16 protein-coding genes and 1 pseudogene are annotated in these 18894 nt (G+C 55.4%); 6 read left to right on the top strand and 11 right to left on the bottom strand.

The window, feature by feature from the left end; genetic code table 11:
* Positions 1–8: 8 nt before the first annotated feature.
* The 5 genes and pseudogenes from bglF to UTM25_RS04700 all read right to left on the bottom strand — a co-directional run bounded on the left by bglF (position 9) and on the right by UTM25_RS04700 (position 6420).
* Positions 9–1975 (bottom strand): annotated as a pseudogene (bglF, locus tag UTM25_RS04720) (PTS beta-glucoside transporter subunit IIABC).
* Between the two features lie 24 nt (positions 1976–1999).
* Entirely contained in the window at positions 2000–2833 is an 834-nt protein-coding gene (gene licT / locus UTM25_RS04715; protein ID WP_194400556.1) for a BglG family transcription antiterminator LicT, read from the bottom strand.
* Positions 2834–2999: 166 nt separating this feature from the next.
* Positions 3000–4346 carry a carbohydrate porin gene (locus tag UTM25_RS04710; protein WP_194400554.1) on the bottom strand — a complete coding sequence of 449 codons (1347 nt, stop codon included), beginning with the start codon at positions 4344–4346 and terminating at the stop codon, positions 3000–3002.
* A 302-nt stretch (positions 4347–4648) separates the two neighbouring features.
* Positions 4649–5581 (bottom strand): tRNA dihydrouridine(16) synthase DusC, encoded by a 933-nt coding sequence (gene dusC / locus UTM25_RS04705; RefSeq protein ID WP_194400552.1) that lies wholly within the window; start codon positions 5579–5581, stop codon positions 4649–4651.
* 41 nt (positions 5582–5622) lie between these two features.
* The gene (locus tag UTM25_RS04700) at positions 5623–6420 is read right to left on the bottom strand and encodes an AraC family transcriptional regulator (protein ID WP_194400550.1); all 798 of its coding nucleotides are present in this window, start codon (positions 6418–6420) and stop codon (positions 5623–5625) included.
* Positions 6421–6479: 59 nt separating this feature from the next.
* Here UTM25_RS04700 and UTM25_RS04695 point away from each other — a divergent pair, with 59 nt between their 5' ends.
* The 6 genes from UTM25_RS04695 (at position 6480) to UTM25_RS04670 (ending at position 11832) form a co-directional block, all read left to right on the top strand.
* Positions 6480–7184, top strand: coding sequence for a type 1 glutamine amidotransferase (locus UTM25_RS04695; RefSeq protein WP_194400548.1), 705 nt, complete (start codon positions 6480–6482; stop codon positions 7182–7184).
* Positions 7185–7374: 190 nt separating this feature from the next.
* Positions 7375–7770: a CidA/LrgA family protein gene (locus UTM25_RS04690; protein WP_023312463.1), complete on the top strand. Its 396-nt coding sequence runs from the start codon at positions 7375–7377 to the stop codon at positions 7768–7770.
* Positions 7767–8462 carry a CidB/LrgB family autolysis modulator gene (locus UTM25_RS04685; RefSeq protein WP_194400546.1) on the top strand — a complete coding sequence of 232 codons (696 nt, stop codon included), beginning with the start codon at positions 7767–7769 and terminating at the stop codon, positions 8460–8462. Before UTM25_RS04690 ends, UTM25_RS04685 begins: the two co-directional genes overlap by 4 nt.
* A 129-nt stretch (positions 8463–8591) precedes the next feature.
* A complete protein-coding gene (gene cdd, locus UTM25_RS04680; RefSeq protein WP_194400544.1) occupies positions 8592–9476 on the top strand; it encodes a cytidine deaminase in 885 nt (294 codons plus the stop codon).
* 126 nt (positions 9477–9602) lie between these two features.
* Entirely contained in the window at positions 9603–10319 is a 717-nt protein-coding gene (gene sanA, locus UTM25_RS04675) for an outer membrane permeability protein SanA (RefSeq protein ID WP_008500918.1), read from the top strand.
* Between the two features lie 124 nt (positions 10320–10443).
* Positions 10444–11832, top strand: coding sequence for a glutamine synthetase family protein (locus UTM25_RS04670; RefSeq protein WP_194400542.1), 1389 nt, complete (start codon positions 10444–10446; stop codon positions 11830–11832).
* A 49-nt stretch (positions 11833–11881) separates the two neighbouring features.
* Here UTM25_RS04670 and mglC read toward each other — a convergent pair whose 3' ends face one another.
* From mglC to folE, 6 genes are all read right to left on the bottom strand, one after another.
* Entirely contained in the window at positions 11882–12892 is a 1011-nt protein-coding gene (gene mglC, locus UTM25_RS04665; RefSeq protein WP_008500921.1) for a galactose/methyl galactoside ABC transporter permease MglC, read from the bottom strand.
* Between the two features lie 15 nt (positions 12893–12907).
* A complete protein-coding gene (mglA, locus tag UTM25_RS04660) occupies positions 12908–14428 on the bottom strand; it encodes a galactose/methyl galactoside ABC transporter ATP-binding protein MglA (RefSeq protein WP_008500922.1) in 1521 nt (506 codons plus the stop codon).
* A 79-nt stretch (positions 14429–14507) separates the two neighbouring features.
* Positions 14508–15506, bottom strand: coding sequence for a galactose/glucose ABC transporter substrate-binding protein MglB (gene mglB / locus UTM25_RS04655; protein WP_194400540.1), 999 nt, complete (start codon positions 15504–15506; stop codon positions 14508–14510).
* A 294-nt stretch (positions 15507–15800) separates the two neighbouring features.
* A complete protein-coding gene (gene galS, locus UTM25_RS04650) occupies positions 15801–16823 on the bottom strand; it encodes an HTH-type transcriptional regulator GalS (RefSeq protein WP_029740403.1) in 1023 nt (340 codons plus the stop codon).
* Between the two features lie 155 nt (positions 16824–16978).
* Positions 16979–18136, bottom strand: coding sequence for a DUF418 domain-containing protein YeiB (gene yeiB / locus UTM25_RS04645; protein WP_194400538.1), 1158 nt, complete (start codon positions 18134–18136; stop codon positions 16979–16981).
* A 19-nt stretch (positions 18137–18155) separates the two neighbouring features.
* Positions 18156–18824: a GTP cyclohydrolase I FolE gene (gene folE / locus UTM25_RS04640; protein WP_023312471.1), complete on the bottom strand. Its 669-nt coding sequence runs from the start codon at positions 18822–18824 to the stop codon at positions 18156–18158.
* Positions 18825–18894 lie beyond the last annotated feature (70 nt).

The raw sequence follows: 18894 nt of genomic DNA, 5'->3' as shown, positions 1-18894 counted from the left end.
TTCTCCTGTTATTGATGGCTTACGCTGAGCAGCGGCGCACCGGCGCTGACGGACGTTGCCGCCACGGTCACCACGTCACGATACTCATCGCTGTTACTGATAATGATCGGGGTCGCCAGGTCGTATCCGGCATCGATAATCGCCTGTCGGTCAAACTCAAGCAGCAGATCGCCGGGCTGTACCCTGTCGCCCACCTTCACGTGGGCGGTAAACGGCCTGCCGTCGAGCTTCACGGTGTCGATACCCACGTGGATCAACACTTCAATACCGCTGTCGCTGAGCAGGCCGATGGCGTGTTTGGTCTGAAACAGCGAGGCCACCACGCCGGCAAACGGGGCCACCACTTTGTTATCGGAGGGAATAATCGCGGCACCGCTGCCCAGCAGGCCGCTGGCAAACGTGGTATCCGGCACCTGGTCGAGCGCCAGAACGGTTCCGGTCATCGGGGATAAGACATCGTTTTCCCCTGCCGTAACCGCAGCTTCCGGCGCTGTGCGTCCCGGCATACCTGCCACCAGCGTCAGGCCGCAGCTCAGCACCAGCGCTACCGCGGTGCCGATCACGCCGCCCCATAGCGTGGCGTTTATCCCACCCGGCGGAATCATCTGGGCGATGGTAAAGATATTGGCGAAGCCGAAGGAGTAAACGTGGGTATCGCTGAAGCCGACAATCGCCCCGCCGATTGCCCCCGCCACGCAGCCAAAAATAAACGGGCGGCGCAGCGGCAGGTTCACACCATAAACGGCCGGTTCGGTGATACCAAATATCCCGGCCGTCACCGATGAACCAGCCAGCATCTTCTGGCGGGCATCGCGGGTTCGCAGGAAGATCCCCAGCGCCGCCCCGACTTGTCCGAATACGGCTGGCAGCAGCATAGGCAGCATGGAATCATGCCCCAGCACCGCCAGGTTGTTAATCATCAGCGGCACCAGCCCCCAGTGCAGACCAAAAATAACGCAGACCTGCCACAGCGCGCCCATCGCCGCGCCCGCCAGCCACGGTGCCAGAACGTAAATACTCTGATAGCCGTTCGCCAGCATCTGGCTCAGCCAGGTCGCCAGCGGCCCGATAACGAGGAAAGTCAGCGGTACGGTCACGCCCAGACAGATCAGCGGCGCGAAGAAGTTTTTCATCGATGAAGGCAGCAGCCTGGTGCTCTGTTTTTCCAGCCAGCAGCTCACCCACGCGGCGAGGATAATCGGGATCACCGACGAGCTGTAGTTAAACCAGGTGACAGGAATGCCCAAAAAGGCTTCCGATACCGCGCCCGGCTGCTGGCTGGCGTTAAACGCCGCAATCATCATTGGATGGGTGAGCGCCCCGCCGATCACCATAGTAATAAACGGGTTGCCGCCGAATTTTTTCCCGGCGGTATAGCCCAGCACCAGCGGAAAGAAGAAGAACAGCGCGTCGCTGGCGGCAAACCAGATTTTATAGGTACCGCTCTCGGTGCTGAGCCAGCCGCACACCACGGCCAGCGCCAGCAGCCCTTTCAGAATACCGGACGCGGCCAGAATGCCGATAAACGGGGTAAAGATCCCGGAGACGATGTCAATCAGGCGGCCCAGCAGATTACTCTTTTCGCCTCTCTCTTCCACGACGGGCGCGTCATCGGTAAGGCCTGCCTCATTGCGCACCGCCTGCCAGACGTCGTGGACGTGGTTGCCAATCACTACCTGAAACTGGCCGCCGCTTTCGACCACCATGATGACGCCCGGGTTTTTCTTGAGCCCTTCCGCATCCGCCCGTTGATTCTCTTTTAGTTTGAAGCGAAGCCGGGTCGCGCAGTGTACAAGACTGACGATGTTCTCTTTTCCGCCAACGTGGCCGAGAATATCCTTCGCTAAAGCCTGGTATTCCATCTCGATTTCCTTACATCCGATGCCTGCAGGCACCTGTTGACTGAGTACAAAAAATAAAAAAACCCGAGAACGACCTTCTGACGAAGGCCGCGCTCAGGTTTTGCCTGCGTGATGCAGTAACAATCCTGTTTTGAGGCTTAACGCCCCTCTTTTCTCACCCGCTCGATATGAATGGCTAGGAACATAATTTCTTCCGTTGTCAGCTCTCGCTGATAGCTTTTGTTCAGGTGCTGCGCGATTTTCTCGGCGCATTTCCACGCTTTCGCGTAGTTGTCTTTTACTGCCGTATGCAGCGAGACATCGTCATCTTCCACCACGGTGCGGGTCAGCATCCGCTGGGCAAAAAACTTCAGGTGGGTGACAAAACGCTGATAGCTGAGCGAGTCTTCATCATACTCAAGCTGCAGCTGATACTTAACCAGCTGCAGGATCTCCTGCATCACCCGCGTCACGTGCATCACCTCCGGCATTTCGCTGTTCAGCTGCGCGGTGACCAGATGCAGCGCGATAAATCCGGCCTCATCCTCCTCCAGTGCGACGTTCAGGCGTCTGGCGATAATGGCCCGCGCCTCCTGCCCTAATTCGAACTCCTTCGGATACAGCCGTTTAATATCCCACAGCAGCACGTTTTTGATGGCCAGCCCTTTCTTCTGCCGCTCAATCGCAAAGTAGCAGTGGTCGGTTAGGGTGATATACAAACTCTCCTGCAGCTTGCCCAGCCGCTGCGCCGCCAGCCCGATGATGCGGTCGCAGGTGGTCATTACCTCCAGCGGAATTTGACTCAGCAGCTCCCCGAGTCGACGCACCAGTTCATCGCTTTGTAACGCAAACACCTTTTCAACCAACGCGGTATCCAGCGCTTCACCGACGCGCTTCTGAAAGGCCAGCCCACGGCCCATCACCACCTGTTCGCGCCCGCGCTCATCCTGAACAACCACCACGTTATTATTGAGTATCTTGGCGATTTTCATCTGAACCCCAGAAACAAAAAAACCTGACCTCCGGCAGATGCCAGAAAATCAGGTTTTGCCTGCCTAAGCAGTAACAATCCAGTTCTGGCACTCTATCAGTTTCATTCATAGCCTCAATACGTCACGCGTCAGAAACGTGACGTGGATCGAACTTGCTACGGTGATATCAGAAGCTCACCACCGTTTTCAGCTCGGTAACCCAGGCATCCTGGGTGCGGCTGACGCCGCCGGGATGGTGCCAGTACTGAATGCCCGGCTGCAGCTCAAGCCACGGCACTGGACGAAAACGGTAGTAAAACTCGCCGTTCAGGGAATGGCCCGGCACCGGGTGATATGCCGGATTGTTGTAATCACTAACGCCGCTCTGGCTGTTCAGGTAACGCTGATTGCGGGCGTACTGGCTGCTCATATCAATCCAGGTTAAGCCAAAGCCAATCCAGTCTTCCGGTCGCGCGTCAAACAGCCCGCGGTAGCGCAGCGAGGCGGCATACACCTGATGCATGTAATTGCTGCGCTGATCCGCAAGGCTCATGCTGAAAGAGGTGCTCAACCCGCGATTCGGGTCATCCTGATGCTGCGTAAGCTGCTGGTTCAGCCCGGCGTACATGAACCAGGTCCGGCTGTGGGTATCAAAGCCGTTCGGGTCCGTCGCGCCCGCACCGCCGGATTTGCCGCGATAGAGATCGGTTTGCGGCGCATTGGTAAACACCACGCCCAGGTTGTACGCGCCCGGCAGGCCGTAAATCAGCGGACGCGCTTCGATTTCAACCGGCAGTAAAACCCCTTTGCTGCCCTTCGTCGACCAGCTCCAGGCGTGGCTGCGGCTGGAGGCCTCCGGATTTTGCTCCATCACGCCACCTTTTAAGGTCAGCGTCGGCGTTAATTTATAGGCAAGCGTGGTGCCCCAGGTGTGAACGTTCCAGTTGTTCCACGTCAGCGAGTTGGCTGACTTCCCGCCGCACTGCGACAGCAGCTGGAAATCGCAGGGGATGATTTGATCGAAGGTCTGCACCTTGTTCATCATCCCGATGCGCCAGGTCAGACGCCGGTCGTCAAAGCTGCGGGCAAAGGTCAGCCAGCCGAGACGAGTAATCGACTGCCCGCCCCAGCTCTCCTGGGTCAGATCGTTAAAGTTAACGCGCGGATCCTGTACGCGTTTGGTGGTGAGGTCGTCATTGTGGTTGCGGTTGACGATGTTCCCCTCGATACGCGCATCCGGTATACCGGTCCAGCGCTCCAGATCCTGGTTGAAGGTCAGCGCAAACTGGTCGATATACGCCACGTGGGGATCGTGATTATAGCCACCGCCGCCATTCCAGCCGATCTCATTCAAATAGCCGAGATTGTACGTAAAGCCGTTATCGTTGAGGATTTTACGCACGCCGAGCATATCGCCGAGAAGGGGAGCCGGTGGAGCCTCAAAGCCCAATACCGTTCCGTTCCAGTCTTGCGCCACCGACAGCGGGGATATCGTCAATAAGGCGAACGCATAGAGTTTATTTTTATATGCCATGATAACAACCTGTGATTGAGTATTTTGTGCGTAACCGGCCGCAGGAAATTTTTCTATTTCCTGTCGATATTTCATTTTTTTAAAATCAGTAAAAAGCGCTAAGCCAAATTTCTCTCCTGCGTAAACGAGAGGCAAAAAAAAACCTAAGCGCTCCACAGCAAAAATGCTGTGAAACGCTTAGGTTTTGCCTGTTAGCCAGTAACAATCCTGCGTTGAAAACAGTGGCACATTAACACCGTCGCGCCACGTTGAAAACCAGAACTGTTTTCTGGTTTAAAAAAGTGTGAGCAATTTAACGCTTATTATTTTGACTGAATCACCCGGGCAATATCAGTCGAAGTCTGTAATGTCCGAATTTCCTGAAATAATCCCAGCGCTTCATCGTACTCTTTGCGTAAATAACTCAGCCACTGTTTAATTCGCGCGACGTGATACAAACCGGTATCGCCCTGCTTTTCCAGTCGGCTGTATTTTTGCAGCAGAGTAACGACATCTACCCACGGCATTCGCGGCTCGTTATATTTCACCACCCGGCTGAGGTTCGGCACATTCAGGGCGCCGCGACCGATCATCACCGCATCGCAGCCGGTGGCCTCCAGACAGGCCTGCGCGCTCTCGTAGTCCCAGATTTCACCGTTGGCGATGACCGGAATGGTGAGGCGCTTGCGGATCTCGCCGATCGCCTGCCAGTTAATGCGCTCGGCCTTGTAGCCATCTTCTTTGGTGCGGCCATGCACCACCAGCTCGGTGGCCCCGGCCTGCTGCACCGCATCGGCGATTTCAAACTGCCGCGCGTCGCTGTCCCATCCCAGGCGCACCTTCACCGTCACCGGCAGATGCGAAGGCACGGCCTCACGCATGGCTTTCGCGCCGCGGTAAATCAGCTCAGGATCTTTCAGCAACGTCGCTCCGCCGCCGCTGCCGTTCACCAGCTTCGACGGGCAGCCGCAGTTGAGATCCACCCCGTAAGAACCCAGCTCAACCGCGCGGGCGGCGTTTTCCGCCAGCCATTCGGGATACTGGCCGAGCAGCTGAATACGCACCAGCGTGCCGGAAGAGGTCCGGCTCTGGTTGTGCAGCTCGGGGCACAGGCGGAAGAAGGATTTTACCGGCAACAACATATCGACCACGCGCAGAAATTCCGTCACGCAGAGATCGTAATCGTTCACCTCGGTCAGAAGCTCGCGCACGAGGGAGTCGAGCACGCCTTCCATTGGGGCCAGTAAAACACGCATAGCAGTACCTGTGAAAAAAGACGCGCTATAGTAGCCGCTCTCTATATCGCTGGGAAGCGCTTCTGTTCAGGGAGAAAGTCAGCCGGCGTTGCCCCGACAATGGCGCGAAACGCCGCCGCAAATGCCGCCTGCCCGGAAAACCCCAGCATCCAGGCCACCTGCTTAGCCGGGTATCCATTGGCGAGGAGGTCCAGCGAGGCACAAATCCTTGCTCGCTGTCGCCAGGCCCGGAAGCTAAAGCCGGTATCTTTGATAAACGCGCGTGAGAATGTGCGTTCAGACATCGCGGCCTGTTCCGCCAGCCTGTCCATCGAAACGTCCCAGAGATTGCTGGCAATGATGTCACAGGCAACGCGATGTAACCGCTCATCCACGGGCATCGGTAATTCGGCCGAAATCTGCTGCGCCTCGCTGAGGATTTCGAGCAGCAAAACGGCCATGCTGCGCTGACTGGCTGGCCGGTATTGCTCACTGAACAGCCCGGCAATCAGCTCTTTGAACAACGCTGTCGCCATAATCACGTGAACCTCTTCTTTCCGTTTAAAAGATCCGCATTGCGATATCAGCGCGGGGCTAAACCAGACCGCGCGGAGCTCCGTTGCGGATAACACGCTGTAGGTATGTTCCTGAAAGGGAGGGATCCACAGCGCGCGCTGTGGCGGTATGACCCAACGCTTATTGCCGGTTTCGACCAACATCACCCCTTTGATGGCAAACAAAAGCTGCCCCTGTGAATGCTGGTGAGGCGGATCGATTTCGCCGCGCGTATAGCGAATTGCCCCTCTGGACCATCCGATGACATCGTCGTGAATTGGCGTTTTATCGATAACGGTTGGCATTTCACATTCCTCCCTTCCTCTTATGATGCTGCTTGTACACGTAACCGGAGAGAGACGCAATGCACATTCATTTTATCATTCATGAACATTTCGAAGCGCCAGGCGCATATGAAATCTGGGGGAAAAATCGCGGCTGTAGTATGAGCTACTCCAGAGTTTATCAGGGCGATCCGTTACCCGAGGATCTGCTGAGCACAGACTTGCTTATCATCATGGGAGGCCCGCAGTCACCTGCCACCACGCTTAAGGAGTGCCCCTGGTTTGATGCGCAGGCGGAAAAGGCACTCATAGGCCGCGCAATTGAGGCAGGTAAAACGGTGATTGGCGTTTGTCTGGGCTCGCAGCTTATCGGTGAAGCGCTGGGCGCCGCGTTTTGCCATAGCCCGGAAAAAGAGATCGGCAAATTTCCCGTCAGGCTCACGGATGCAGGCAAGGCGAACCCGCTATTTAAGGATTTTGGCCACGAGCTGAACGTCGGTCACTGGCATAACGACATGCCAGGGCTGACGCCACAGGCTAAGGTTCTCGCTTACAGCGAGGGCTGTCCCCGACAGATCGTGCAATACGGCGAACGGGTTTACGGTTTTCAGTGCCATATGGAACTGACGCCGGAGGTCGTAGAGCTGCTGATTGAGCATTCGCAGAACGACCTCCGCCGCGCGGCTGAATTCCGTTTTGTCGAAACGGCGGAAAAACTTCGCTCGCATGATTATCGCGAAATGAATCAGGCGTTGTTTTCTTTTCTCGATAAACTGACCGCCTGACGCTGATGCAATCTCTGGCGCGTCACTTCGCCACCGCACTCCCTTTCCTCTAAACTGTAGCCTGCCCCTGTAAGGTGATACCGGACGTTCCATTCTGGAATGTCTGGTATGCTCAAATTTCATGATGTGATCCGTGGCACATTTTTAGGTTTAATTGTATGATGAATGCGTTTCAGCAAGGACTAACTCCATGAGCAAATCATTGAACATTATCTGGCAATATCTGCGCGCATTCGTCCTGATTTACGCCTGCCTGTATGCCGGGATTTTCATCGCGTCGCTGCTGCCGATCGTCATTCCCGGCAGCATTATCGGCATGCTGATCCTCTTCGTTTTGCTGGCGCTGCAAATCCTGCCCGCAAAATGGGTCAATCCCGGTTGCTTCGTCCTTATTCGCTACATGGCGCTGCTTTTCGTGCCTATCGGCGTCGGGGTCATGCAGTATTTTGATTTGCTCAAAGCCCAGTTCGGCCCGATTGTGGTCTCCTGCGCGGTCAGTACGCTGGTGGTTTTCCTGGTAGTGAGCTGGAGTTCGCATCTGGTGCATGGCGAACGTAACGTGGTCGGGGAGAAAACAAAAAAATGATGGCCAATATCTGGTGGTCGCTGCCGTTAACCCTGGCGGTGTTCTTCGCCGCGCGCAAGCTTGCCGCACGTTTTAAAATGCCGTTGCTGAACCCGCTGCTGGTGGCAATGGTGGTGATTATTCCGTTCCTGCTGCTCGCCGGCATTCCCTACGAACGCTACTTTGCCGGCAGCAAAATTTTAAACGACCTGCTGCAGCCTGCCGTTGTGGCGCTCGCCTTTCCTCTATATGAGCAGCTTCACCAGATCCGCGCCCGCTGGAAATCCATCATTACCATCTGTTTTGTGGGCAGCCTGGTGGCGATGATCACCGGCACGTCGGTAGCGCTGTTGATGGGCGCCTCCCCGCAGATCGCCGCCTCTATCCTGCCTAAATCGGTGACCACGCCTATCGCGATGGCGGTCGGTGGCAGCCTTGGCGGGATCCCGGCCATCAGCGCGATGTGCGTCATTTTCGTCGGTATTCTCGGGGCGGTGTTTGGTCACACCCTGCTGAACGGGATGCGTATTCATACTAAAGCGGCACGGGGGCTGTCGATGGGGACCGCCTCCCACGCCCTGGGCACCGCCCGCTGTGCGGAGCTGGATTATCAGGAAGGGGCGTTTAGCTCGCTAGCGCTGGTGATCTGCGGGATTATCACCTCCCTGCTGGCCCCGTTCATTTTCCCGCTGATTCTGGCGGTGACGGGCTAAAATTTGCGATGCGTCGCGCAAATTTCATTTTGATTTCATAAGTTGCATACATAATGAGAAGTGGATCACATATAAAGCCCTGACGGCTCCGTAAACTACCGATCCATTAACCTTTATGAGGCATACGCCATGCACCCACGTTTTCAAGCTGCTTTCGCCCGGCTTGCAGAGAATTTGCAGTCAGCCCTGGCTCCCGTTCTGGCAGATGCACACTTCCCCGCCCTGCTGAACGCGGAGCAGGTCACGATGCTGAAACAGGCAACGGGACTGGACGAAGACGCGCTGGCTTTCGCACTGCTTCCCCTGGCTGCCGCCTGTGCGCGGGCCGATCTCTCCCACTTTAACGTCGGGGCCATTGCGCGCGGCGTCAGCGGAACCTGGTACTTCGGCGGCAACATGGAGTTCCTGGGCGCGACCATGCAGCAAACGGTTCACGCCGAGCAGAGCGCCATCAGCCACGCCTGGCTGCGCGGTGAAAAAGCCCTGAGCGCCATTACCGTTAACTACACCCCCTGCGGCCACTGCCGTCAGTTTATGAACGAGCTGAACAGCGGGCTACAGCTGCGCATCAACCTGCCAGGCCGCGCGCCGCACACGCTGGGAGATTATCTGCCTGACGCGTTTGGCCCGAAAGATCTGGAGATCAAAACGCTGCTGATGGACGAGCAGGACCACGGTTACGCCCTGTCCGGCGATGACCTGAGCCAGGCGGCCATTCGCGCGGCCAACAAAAGCCACACGCCGTACAGCAAGTCCCCGAGCGGCGTGGCGCTGCAGTGCCGCGATGGCCGGATCTTTAGCGGCAGCTACGCGGAAAACGCCGCATTTAACCCAACCCTGCCTCCGCTGCAGGGCGCGCTTAACCTGCTGAGTCTGAACGGCTATGACTATCCGGACATTCAGCGCGCTATTCTGGCAGAAATTGCCGATGCGCCGCTGATTCAGTGGGATGCGACCGCCGCGACGCTTAAAGCGCTGGGCTGCACGACGATTGACCGCGTACTGCTTGCGTAATCCTTCCGGCGGGCAGAAATGCCCGCCAGTTTGCTGAAAAACCCCTCAGTTGAGTCGCTGTTTCTTGCGCTAACCAGGCGGGTAAAGTAGCCTGAGTTAAATTTCATCCACGAACGAGCCATCTCCATGTTAAAGCGCGTTTTTTACAGCCTGTCTGTCCTGGTCGGCATACTGCTGTTGATCGTGCTGGGTCTCGACCGCTGGATGAGCTGGAAAACCGCCCCCTACATCTTTGATGACCTGCAGGACTTGCCCTATCGTCAGGTTGGCGTGGTGCTCGGCACCGCCAAGTATTACCGCACCGGCGTGATTAACCAGTATTACCGTTACCGCATTCAGGGTGCGCTGAACGCCTACAACAGCGGCAAGGTGAACTACCTGCTGCTGAGCGGCGATAACGCCCTGCAAAGCTACAATGAACCGGTGACGATGCGTAAGGACCTGATTGCCGCGGGCGTGGACCCTGCCGATATCGTGCTCGACTACGCCGGATTCCGCACCCTGGACTCCATCGTGCGCACGCGCAAAGTCTTCGACACCAACGACTTCATCATCATCACCCAGCGCTTCCACTGCGAGCGCGCGCTATTTATCGCGCTGCATATGGGCATTCAGGCACAGTGTTACGCGGTGCCGTCGCCAAAGGACATGCTGAGCGTGCGCGTCCGTGAGTTCGGCGCGCGCTTTGGCGCCCTGGCCGATCTATATATCTTCAAACGCGAACCGCGCTTTTTAGGCCCGCTGGTGCCGATTCCGGCGATGCACGAAGTGCCGGAAGACGCGCAGGGTTACCCGGCCGTCACGCCCGAGCAGCTACTTGATATGCAGAAAAAAGAGAAATAGCGGGACCTTCTTTATACTTTCTTTACGCCGGGCCTGACGCTTTTTATCCCCCCTTTACGTCGGCTCTTTTAAGCTGAGTTCACTGCCGCTACGGCTTCATTGAAGAATGACTATGAACTCAATAATGAATGCGTTTTTCCTCAAAAGTCTCCGTCCGTATTTTAACTTTCCCGGTTTATCACTTCCTGGCGCACTCAATTCCGGTCTCTGGCTTGATGAAAAAATTGACGCCCTGCAGCACAACATTTCAGTGGAAGTGGCAGATTATCTGGAACGTTACCCGCAGACGAAACATGTAGACGTTTACCTGAACGATATCAACGGCACGATTCGCGGCAAGCGTCTGTCGGTGGAGAGCATGCTGAGCCTGGAAAAAGGCTGTTATTTTCCCCTTTCGGTTTACTCGATGGATCAGAAAGGAAAAATCGCCGCCCCGCTTCACGATGAACCGGACCGGCTCTGCGTTCCTGTCACCGGCTCCCTGCGCCCCTCCCCGCAGGATCCGCAGCACAACGCGCAGATCCTGCTGACGATGAAAGACAGCGACGATACTCCCTGCCCGCTTGAGCCGCGCGTGATACTGCAGAACGTGCTGGCCCGCTTCCACCAGCACGGTCTCTTCCCGGTGATTGCCCCGGAAATCGAGTTTTACCTGACGGGACAGGGCGATCGGGATCCGCAAAATCAGGGCTGTTTTCACATGGATACTACGACGGCCCATGCGGCCCTGTTTGACGAGCTGGAACAGCTGGCGCACCTTCAGCGCATCCCGCTGTCCGGGATCGTGGCGGAAGCCGAGTCGGGTCAGTACGAATTAAACCTGAAGCACAGCCATCGCGTCGTTGAGGTCTGCGATAATGTGCTGGCGCTTCGTCGCCTGACCCGATACGTTGCCGAAAAGCACGGCCTGCAGGCCAACTTTATGGCTAAACCTTTCAGCCAGCTGTCCGGCAGCGGCCTGCACTTCCATTTCAGCCTGAACAATCGTCACGGCGAAAACGTCTTTGCTTCCCCGGTGAACGCGCTTAACAGCATGATGCGTTTGTGCATCGCGGGGCAGCTGGCGCTGATGCCTGCATCTGTCGCCATTCTTGCGCCGGGCGTTAACGCGTTTCGTCGCCTGCGTAAAAACCTGACGGAGCCCGTATTTAACTCCTGGGGCTATAACACCCGCTCCGCCGCTTTGCGTATTCCCTGCTCGGATGACCACAACCGTCGTATCGAGTACCGGCTGGCCGGGGCCGATGCCAATCCGTATCTGGTCGCTGCCACGATCCTGACCGGCATGCTGTACGGGCTGGAAAACACCGACGACGAGGATTTGCCCGAACCGCAGCACGATCAACCCGAACTGCCGCTGTTTCAGCAGGAGGCGATTGAGACCTTTACCCGCTGTCAGTACCTCACCGACAGCCTGGGCAACGCCTTTTCCGAACAGTGGGTCGCCTGCAAGCTCTCTGAACTCGACTGGTTTGAGCGCATTGTGACCCGAGAGGAGTCACAGCTGGCATAAGGCATAAAAAAGCCCGCTCGGTGAGCGGGCCGGATAACGCGAGGAGCAATTATTTCTTACGCGCGTACTTCAGTGAATCCAGCGCAACCGCGAAGATAATGATGGCGCCTTTGATGATGTACTGCCAGTACGGGTTCACGCCGATATAGGTCAAGCCGTAGTTGATGACGGTGAAGATGATCACACCGGTCACCACGCCCAGTACCGTACCCACGCCGCCGCTGAAGGAGACGCCGCCCACCACGCAGGCTGCAATCGCATCCAGCTCGTACATGAAGCCAAGGTTGTTGGTTGCAGAACCGATACGGCCCGCTTCCAGCATACCACCGAAAGCGTAGAACACGCCGGACAGGGCATAAATGATGAGCAGGTTCAGGGCAACGTTCACGCCGGACACTTTCGCCGCTTCCGGGTTACCGCCGATTGCGAAGATGTTTTTACCAAAGCGCGTTTTGTTCCACAGGATCCAGACGAAGGCCACCGCAATCAGCGCATAGAAGGTGATATACGACAGGCGGAAGCTGCCCAGCGCGATAAACCCTTGCGTAAAGGTCGAGAAGCCGCTGTCAAAACCCGAGATTGGGGAAGCACCGACAAAGTCGTAGTACAGGGAGTTGATACCGTAAACGATGATCATCGTACCCAGCGTGGTGATAAACGGCGTCACGTTCAGGTAGGCGATGATAATACCGTTGATCAGACCAATCACCGCACCGATGGCGCAGACAATCAGGATCACCACGAAAATCGGCATGGTGGCCATTTCCGGGAACACCTTGTTGGCGTTTTCCATCGACTGCAGCAGGGTTGCCGCGATAACCGCCGCCAGCCCCACCTGACGACCGGCAGAAAGGTCCGTCCCCTGGGTTACGATCAGGCCCGCCACGCCCAGCGCAATGATAATACGCACGGAGGACTGGGTCAGAATGTTACTCAGGTTCAGCAGGCTTAAGAACGTAGGGTCCTGGAAAATGATGATAGCCAGCAGTACTAAAAGAACAACGTAAATACCGCCTTCTTTCAGGTAAGTGAGAAAACTTTTTTTATTTAACGCACTCATGAGGAGCCCCTGATCTTAAAGGTGCAAAGACGCAAGACGCAAAATTTCGTTTTGCGTTGTCGTTTTGGTGTCAACAATACCGGCAACGAGACCATTGCTCATAACCAGAATACGATCCGTGATCCCTAACAATTCCGGCATTTCGGAAGAAATAATAATGATCCCTTTATTCTTTTTCGCCAGCTCGGCAATCAGCTGATAAATTTCAAACTTCGCGCCGACGTCAATGCCGCGGGTCGGTTCATCCAGCATCAGAATTTCTGGCTGGGTTAATAACCAGCGGCCAATAATGACTTTCTGCTGGTTACCGCCTGACAGCGAACCAATTTGGGTGCGGTGTCCCGGCGTTTTCACGCGCATGGAGTCAATAACCCATTGGGTATCGCTCTTCATGCGGGAGTTATCCAGCAGTCCGACTTTGTTTTTGTAATTGCGAATGTTAGAAATTAACGAGTTAAAGTTAATATCCAGATAGGCATAAATACCGGTCGAACGACGCTCTTCCGTCACCAGCGCAAAACCATTATTAATGGCTTCGTTGGCGTTGTGGTTGTTAATTTTCTTACCATGCAGCGTAATAGTGCCTTCGGCTTTCTCACGGATACCGAACAGGGTTTCCACGATATCGGTACGTTTTGCCCCGACCAGACCGGCAATCCCCAGGATTTCCCCCTTGTGCAGGTCGAAGGAGACATCGCGAATAGACGGCTGGCGTAACGAGGTCAGATTGCGCACTTCCAGAATCACTTCGCCCGGCTTGTTTTCTTTGTCCGGGAAGCGCTGGTTCAGGGAACGGCCGACCATCATGGCGATGATCTTGTCCATGTCCAGCCCTTCCAGCGGCTGCGTGGCAATCCACTGACCGTCGCGCAGGATCGTAATCTCATCGCATAGCTGGAAGATCTCTTCCATTTTGTGGGAGATATACACAATGCCGCAGCCGCGATCTTTTAGCTTACGAATAATGGTAAAAAGGTGATTAACCTCTTTTTCCGTTAATGAAGATGTCGGTTCGTCCATGATGACGATTTTCGCATCATAGGAGAACGCTTTGGCGATTTCGATCATCTGCATCTGGGAGACGGATAATGTTCCCACGCGGGCGCGCGGATCGATATCAATATCCAGCTCATCAAAAATCGCTTTGGTGTCGCGATACATTTTGTCCTGATCGACAAAGACACCCTTGGTTGGATAACGTCCCAACCACATGTTATCCATGACTGAACGCTGCAGCACCAGGTTTAATTCCTGGTGAACCATCGAGATACCGTTTTCCAGTGCTTCTTTGGCTGAATGGAAATCGATCTCTTTCCCCTGAAAAAGAATGCTGCCAGAATCTTTTTGATAGATCCCAAAAAGACATTTTAATAATGTTGATTTACCCGCACCGTTCTCACCCATCAAAGCATGAATAGAGTGAGGACGCACTTTTAAATTAACATTATCGAGTGCCTTAACGCCGGGAAAAGACTTGTTGATACCGCTCATTTCCAACAGGTATTCACCGGATGACTGAGTAGTTGTGCTGACCATAATTATACCTTGTTGGCCTCGCATATCGCGTTATAAAAGGGCGCAACGAATTGCGCCCAGTGGAGACAGTACCGCTAACTTATTTACCGATAAACTCAGCCAGGTTGGACTGGTCTACGCCCACGTAAGGTACGCGAACGATTTTGTTTTCAATTTTCCAGCCGGTGCCATCTGCCGCGCCTTTGCCATCGGCCAGGTTTTTCGCCAGATCGAAGGTCGCTTTCGCCTGGTTGTTGGCATCGTTCAGAACGGTACCGGCCATCGCACCGGATTTAACCAGCGCCAGCGCTTCTGGCAGTGCATCTACGCCGAATACCGGGATGGAGGATTTATTGTGTGCTTTCAGCGCTTCTACCGCACCCATTGCCATCGCATCGTTGTTGGCGATAACCACTTCGATTTTGTTTGCGTTAGGGCCGGACAGCCACGCATCCATCTTATCTTTCGCCTGAGCGGTATCCCACATCGCGGTATCTAACGCCAGCTGCTGGGTTTTCAGACCCTTGTCGTTCAGCTCTTTGATAACGTAAGTGGTACGGGCTTCAGCATCCGGGTGGCCTGGTTCGCCTTTCAGCAGCACGAACTGAATCTGACCGTCTTTGTTCAGGTCCCAGTTCGGGTTCGCCGCCCAGTGTTTTGCGATCAGATCGCCCTGAATAATACCGGACTCTTTGGAGTCGGTACCGACGTAATACGCTTTGTCGTAGCTATCCAGCGCTTTACGGGAAGGTTCTTTGTTGAAGAAGACGATTGGCACGTTCTGGCCGCGCGCTTTTTCAATAACCGTGCCTGCTGCAGCCGGGTCAACCAGGTTGATGGCCAGGGCTTTAACGCCTTTCGCCAGCAGAACGTCGATCTGGTCGTTCTGTTTGGACTGGTCGTTCTGGGAGTCGTTCATCAGCAGCTGAACGTCTGGCGCTGCTTTCGCATCTTTCTCAATCGCTTTACGCACAACAGACATGAAGTTGTCGTCGTATTTATAGATGGTCACACCAATACGGGTATCCGCAGCGTGCGCTGCTGCACCAAAAAGCATGCTTGCCATTACGGCAGACAGGGTCAACACCTTCTTATTCATGGTATCTCCGGTTTTTTTATGCAGGGTAGTTCTTGTGAATAACGATCGGCGGGCAGGTGTTAATAAAACGTTACTGACAGCCGAAGTTCACTTATAAAATTTCTATCTTCCGTGTTCGGTAACGATCCAGAAATGCGTTTTATTCGTTGTTTGCGGCACATTGGCTATAGTGAAAGTGAATAATCACCGTTACATAGCGTTTCAGCCCCTAAAACGCTGACATCATAGTCAGCGCCTTGTTAAGATACTGTGAATTTACTCACAGATTGAAAACGGTTACATCACCTCAAGTAATCAGTTAGTGATCGGAACCACAATTTGCCGGGCCGCGACAGAGTGCCGACGCACTAAAGTCGGCATGAAACAGTGTGTTGCCCCCGGATCCAGCAGCCCTGCCGCCCCCTGTAACGCCAGCTCAGTCGCCAGTTTCGCCATAGAGGCAATGGGATAGCGCACCGTTGTCAGCTGCGGGTCGGTGTAACGGGCAATCGGAATATCATCAAAACCAATGAGTGATAAATGCTGTGGCACCGCAATGCCGTTATCTTTCAGCGCCGTCAGGGCGCCTGCCGCCATGCTGTCGTTATAGGCAAACACCGCGGTAAGCTGCAGGTTGCGGCCCAGCAGCTCCACCATTGCCGCCTCGCCGCCCTGCATGTCCGGCGTACCGGTGCCCGTCCAGCTTTCTGACGGCGTAATGCCGTGCTCTTTCAGGGCGTTTTGCCACCCCTCGCGCCGCAGGTCGTCATCTTCAATATGATGGCTGGAGGCCAGATAACCGATCCGCTGATGCCCGTTGTTGATGAGCATTTTCGTCGCCATCATGGCACCGCTGACGTTATCCAGCCCGACGCAGCGGTGGGCATAGCCGGGGACGATGCGGTTGATCAGCACCATGCCCGGGATCTGATCCATAAATCCGGTTAGCTCTTCATCGCTCAAGGCTTTTGAGTGGACAATCAAGGCGTTACAGCGCTGGCGGATCAGCACTTCGATGGCATGGCGCTCCTTTTCCGCCTCATGATAGCTATTGCCGATCAGAACATATTTCTGATGCTGCTGGGCGACCACGTCGACCGCTTTGACCAGCGCGCCGAAAAAGGCATCTGATACATCCATCACCACCACGCCGATGGTGTCGCTGACCTGCGTCGCAAGCGCCTGGGCATTGGCATTTGGCCGGTACCCGAGCTGGGTCACGGCTTTCATTACGGTTTCACGGGTTTCAGGGCTGACCAGCGCACTATTATTCAGCACGCGTGAGACGGTAGCCACAGAAACGCCCGCCTGGCGGGCGACGTCACGAATGGTGATCATATTCACCATCCTTCAAAGAATTGCAGCAACTCACAGACACCCCCTGTGTTTAGCAAGGTGGCTATTTTGGCAGCGAGAGAAAGGGGACTACGTGAAGAAGCTCACACTCATGAAAACGCTTACATCCGTTTTGTTAATGATTGTGATCCAGATCGTTATCTGGATGTGTTCCTCAATGATACCCCTGAAGCATGTGCGGTTAACTGACGCCACACCCACTCCAGCGGTCCCTGGCGGAAATAGCGTAGCCAGAGAACAGAAAACGCCAGGTTAATCACCCAGACCGGGATAACAAACGCCAGCAGCGTGAGGCGGTCGAATTTCATAAACAGGCCAAGATGATAGAAAAGCGTGGTGCAAAGAAGCGTTTGCAGGAGGTAATTGCTCAACGCCATGCGGCCCACGCAGGCGATAGCGCTGACGATCCACAGGCGGGAAAGCGTTGGCCAGAAGCCATAGATCAGCGCCGCGTAGCCGATAGTCTGAAACGGCGCGCTCAGTTCGCGCGGCACCTGGAGCAGGAACGCGCACCAGCGGTAATCCCAGTGGATGTGCCACTGCGTGATTATCGCCGGGAGGTTAATCAGCACGCCGATCAGCACCAGCCCGACACCCGTTCGCCGATAGTGACGCAGGCTGAACTCCCCTTTCAGCCAGCCGGTGCGCATCAGTGACGCCCCCATCAGCATCATGCCCGCCAGCTGCCAGCCGTATTGCGCGCCCAGCGCAAGGAGGTTATCCCCCAGCATATCCGCGCGGTTGCTTATCGCTTCCGTACCGCCCTTCAGCTTCCAGTACTGTTCGTACTGCAGGTTAGCGGCATCCGGGATCCAGGAACGGTTCGTCGCCTCGCCGGAGATCATCCCCAGCAGCAGCAGGACCCCAAGCCCCATGACATAGAGCATCACGCCGGTGTGAAACAGGCTTTTTACGCTGTGCGCATCGCGAATCAGACGCCAGCAGATGAGCCCGACTAACCCATACGCGAGAAGAATATCGCCGTCCCAGAAGAACAGGCCGTGGATAAAGCCGAGGAGAACCAGCAGCGTCAGGCGCGACTGGATCCAGCGCGTACCGCGTTTGAGGAGGAGTTGCAGACCTGCACCAAACAGCAGGGCAAACAGCGTGAGGAATTTAACCTGTGCGAAGAGATCGAGGACAGCCCAGGTCCAGGCATCGCTGCGCGTGATGTCGCCATACCAGGCAGGATTGAGATAAGCCGCCTTCGGCAGGCCGAAGGCGCTGATATTGAGCAGCAGGATACCGAGAATGGCGACGCCGCGAACAAAATCGAGCGTGACGTTTCGCTCCATGGTTCCTGCCCTGTAAGACTTAGTTGTGGTGACGTACGGCGCGCAGGAACTCCTGGCGAGTATTCTGGCTCGATTTAAACAGGCCGCCCAGCGACGTCGTGGTCGTTGCACTGGTCGCATCACGCACGCCGCGCGCCTTAACGCAGTAGTGAACCGCATCGATAGAAACGGCCACGTTATTGGTGCCCAGCAGCGTTTGCAGCGCGGTCAGGATCTGCTGCGTCAGACGCTCCTGCACCTGCGGACGTTGGGCAAAGAACTGCACGATGCGGTTGATCTTCGACAGGCCAATCACCGTATCTTTTGGGATATACGCCACGGTCGCTTTACCGTCGATGGTCACGAAGTGGTGTTCACAGGTGCTGGTCAGCGTGATATCGCGTACCGTCACCATCTCGTCCACTTTCATCTTGTTTTCAATGACGGTGATTTTCGGGAAGTTGGCGTAATCCAGCCCGGAGAAAATTTCGTCGACGTACATTTTCGCGATGCGGTGCGGCGTCTCCATCAGACTGTCGTCACTCAGATCGAGATTCAGCAGCTCCATGATCTCGGTCATATGACCGGCAATCAGACGCTTGCGGGTTTCATTGTCCAAATCCTGTACGGGCGGACGCAGTGGCGTTTCAAGACCGCGCGCAACCAGGGCTTCGTGGACCAGGGCAGCTTCTTTACTGAGTGATGACATTTTGTTCTCCTGCAGGTGTGGCGTCTTTTGCCCTCGTTGTGGCAAAAGTATGCGCTCATTGTGCGTGAGG

The organism is Enterobacter sp. 61D5 (assembly GCF_034107965.1).
Lineage (GTDB): Bacteria > Pseudomonadota > Gammaproteobacteria > Enterobacterales > Enterobacteriaceae > Enterobacter > Enterobacter cloacae_M.
Note: the sequence above shows the minus strand (reverse complement) of the source record. Positions and strands in the feature narration are given on the sequence as shown.

Excerpts from the sequence above, each read along its gene's own strand:
- galS (WP_029740403.1), bottom strand. The coding sequence starts at position 16,823 with ATGATCACCATTCGTGACGTCGCCCGCCAGGCGGGCGTTTCTGTGGCT.
- UTM25_RS04690 (WP_023312463.1), top strand. The coding sequence starts at position 7,375 with ATGAGCAAATCATTGAACATTATCTGGCAATATCTGCGCGCATTCGTC.
- sanA (WP_008500918.1), top strand. The coding sequence starts at position 9,603 with ATGTTAAAGCGCGTTTTTTACAGCCTGTCTGTCCTGGTCGGCATACTG.
- mglB (WP_194400540.1), bottom strand. The coding sequence starts at position 15,506 with ATGAATAAGAAGGTGTTGACCCTGTCTGCCGTAATGGCAAGCATGCTT.
- UTM25_RS04710 (WP_194400554.1), bottom strand. The coding sequence starts at position 4,346 with ATGGCATATAAAAATAAACTCTATGCGTTCGCCTTATTGACGATATCC.
- UTM25_RS04670 (WP_194400542.1), top strand. The coding sequence starts at position 10,444 with ATGAATGCGTTTTTCCTCAAAAGTCTCCGTCCGTATTTTAACTTTCCC.
- cdd (WP_194400544.1), top strand. The coding sequence starts at position 8,592 with ATGCACCCACGTTTTCAAGCTGCTTTCGCCCGGCTTGCAGAGAATTTG.
- mglA (WP_008500922.1), bottom strand. The coding sequence starts at position 14,428 with ATGGTCAGCACAACTACTCAGTCATCCGGTGAATACCTGTTGGAAATG.
- UTM25_RS04685 (WP_194400546.1), top strand. The coding sequence starts at position 7,767 with ATGATGGCCAATATCTGGTGGTCGCTGCCGTTAACCCTGGCGGTGTTC.
- yeiB (WP_194400538.1), bottom strand. The coding sequence starts at position 18,136 with ATGGAGCGAAACGTCACGCTCGATTTTGTTCGCGGCGTCGCCATTCTC.
- dusC (WP_194400552.1), bottom strand. The coding sequence starts at position 5,581 with ATGCGTGTTTTACTGGCCCCAATGGAAGGCGTGCTCGACTCCCTCGTG.
- folE (WP_023312471.1), bottom strand. The coding sequence starts at position 18,824 with ATGTCATCACTCAGTAAAGAAGCTGCCCTGGTCCACGAAGCCCTGGTT.
- UTM25_RS04700 (WP_194400550.1), bottom strand. The coding sequence starts at position 6,420 with ATGCCAACCGTTATCGATAAAACGCCAATTCACGACGATGTCATCGGA.
- licT (WP_194400556.1), bottom strand. The coding sequence starts at position 2,833 with ATGAAAATCGCCAAGATACTCAATAATAACGTGGTGGTTGTTCAGGAT.
- UTM25_RS04695 (WP_194400548.1), top strand. The coding sequence starts at position 6,480 with ATGCACATTCATTTTATCATTCATGAACATTTCGAAGCGCCAGGCGCA.
- mglC (WP_008500921.1), bottom strand. The coding sequence starts at position 12,892 with ATGAGTGCGTTAAATAAAAAAAGTTTTCTCACTTACCTGAAAGAAGGC.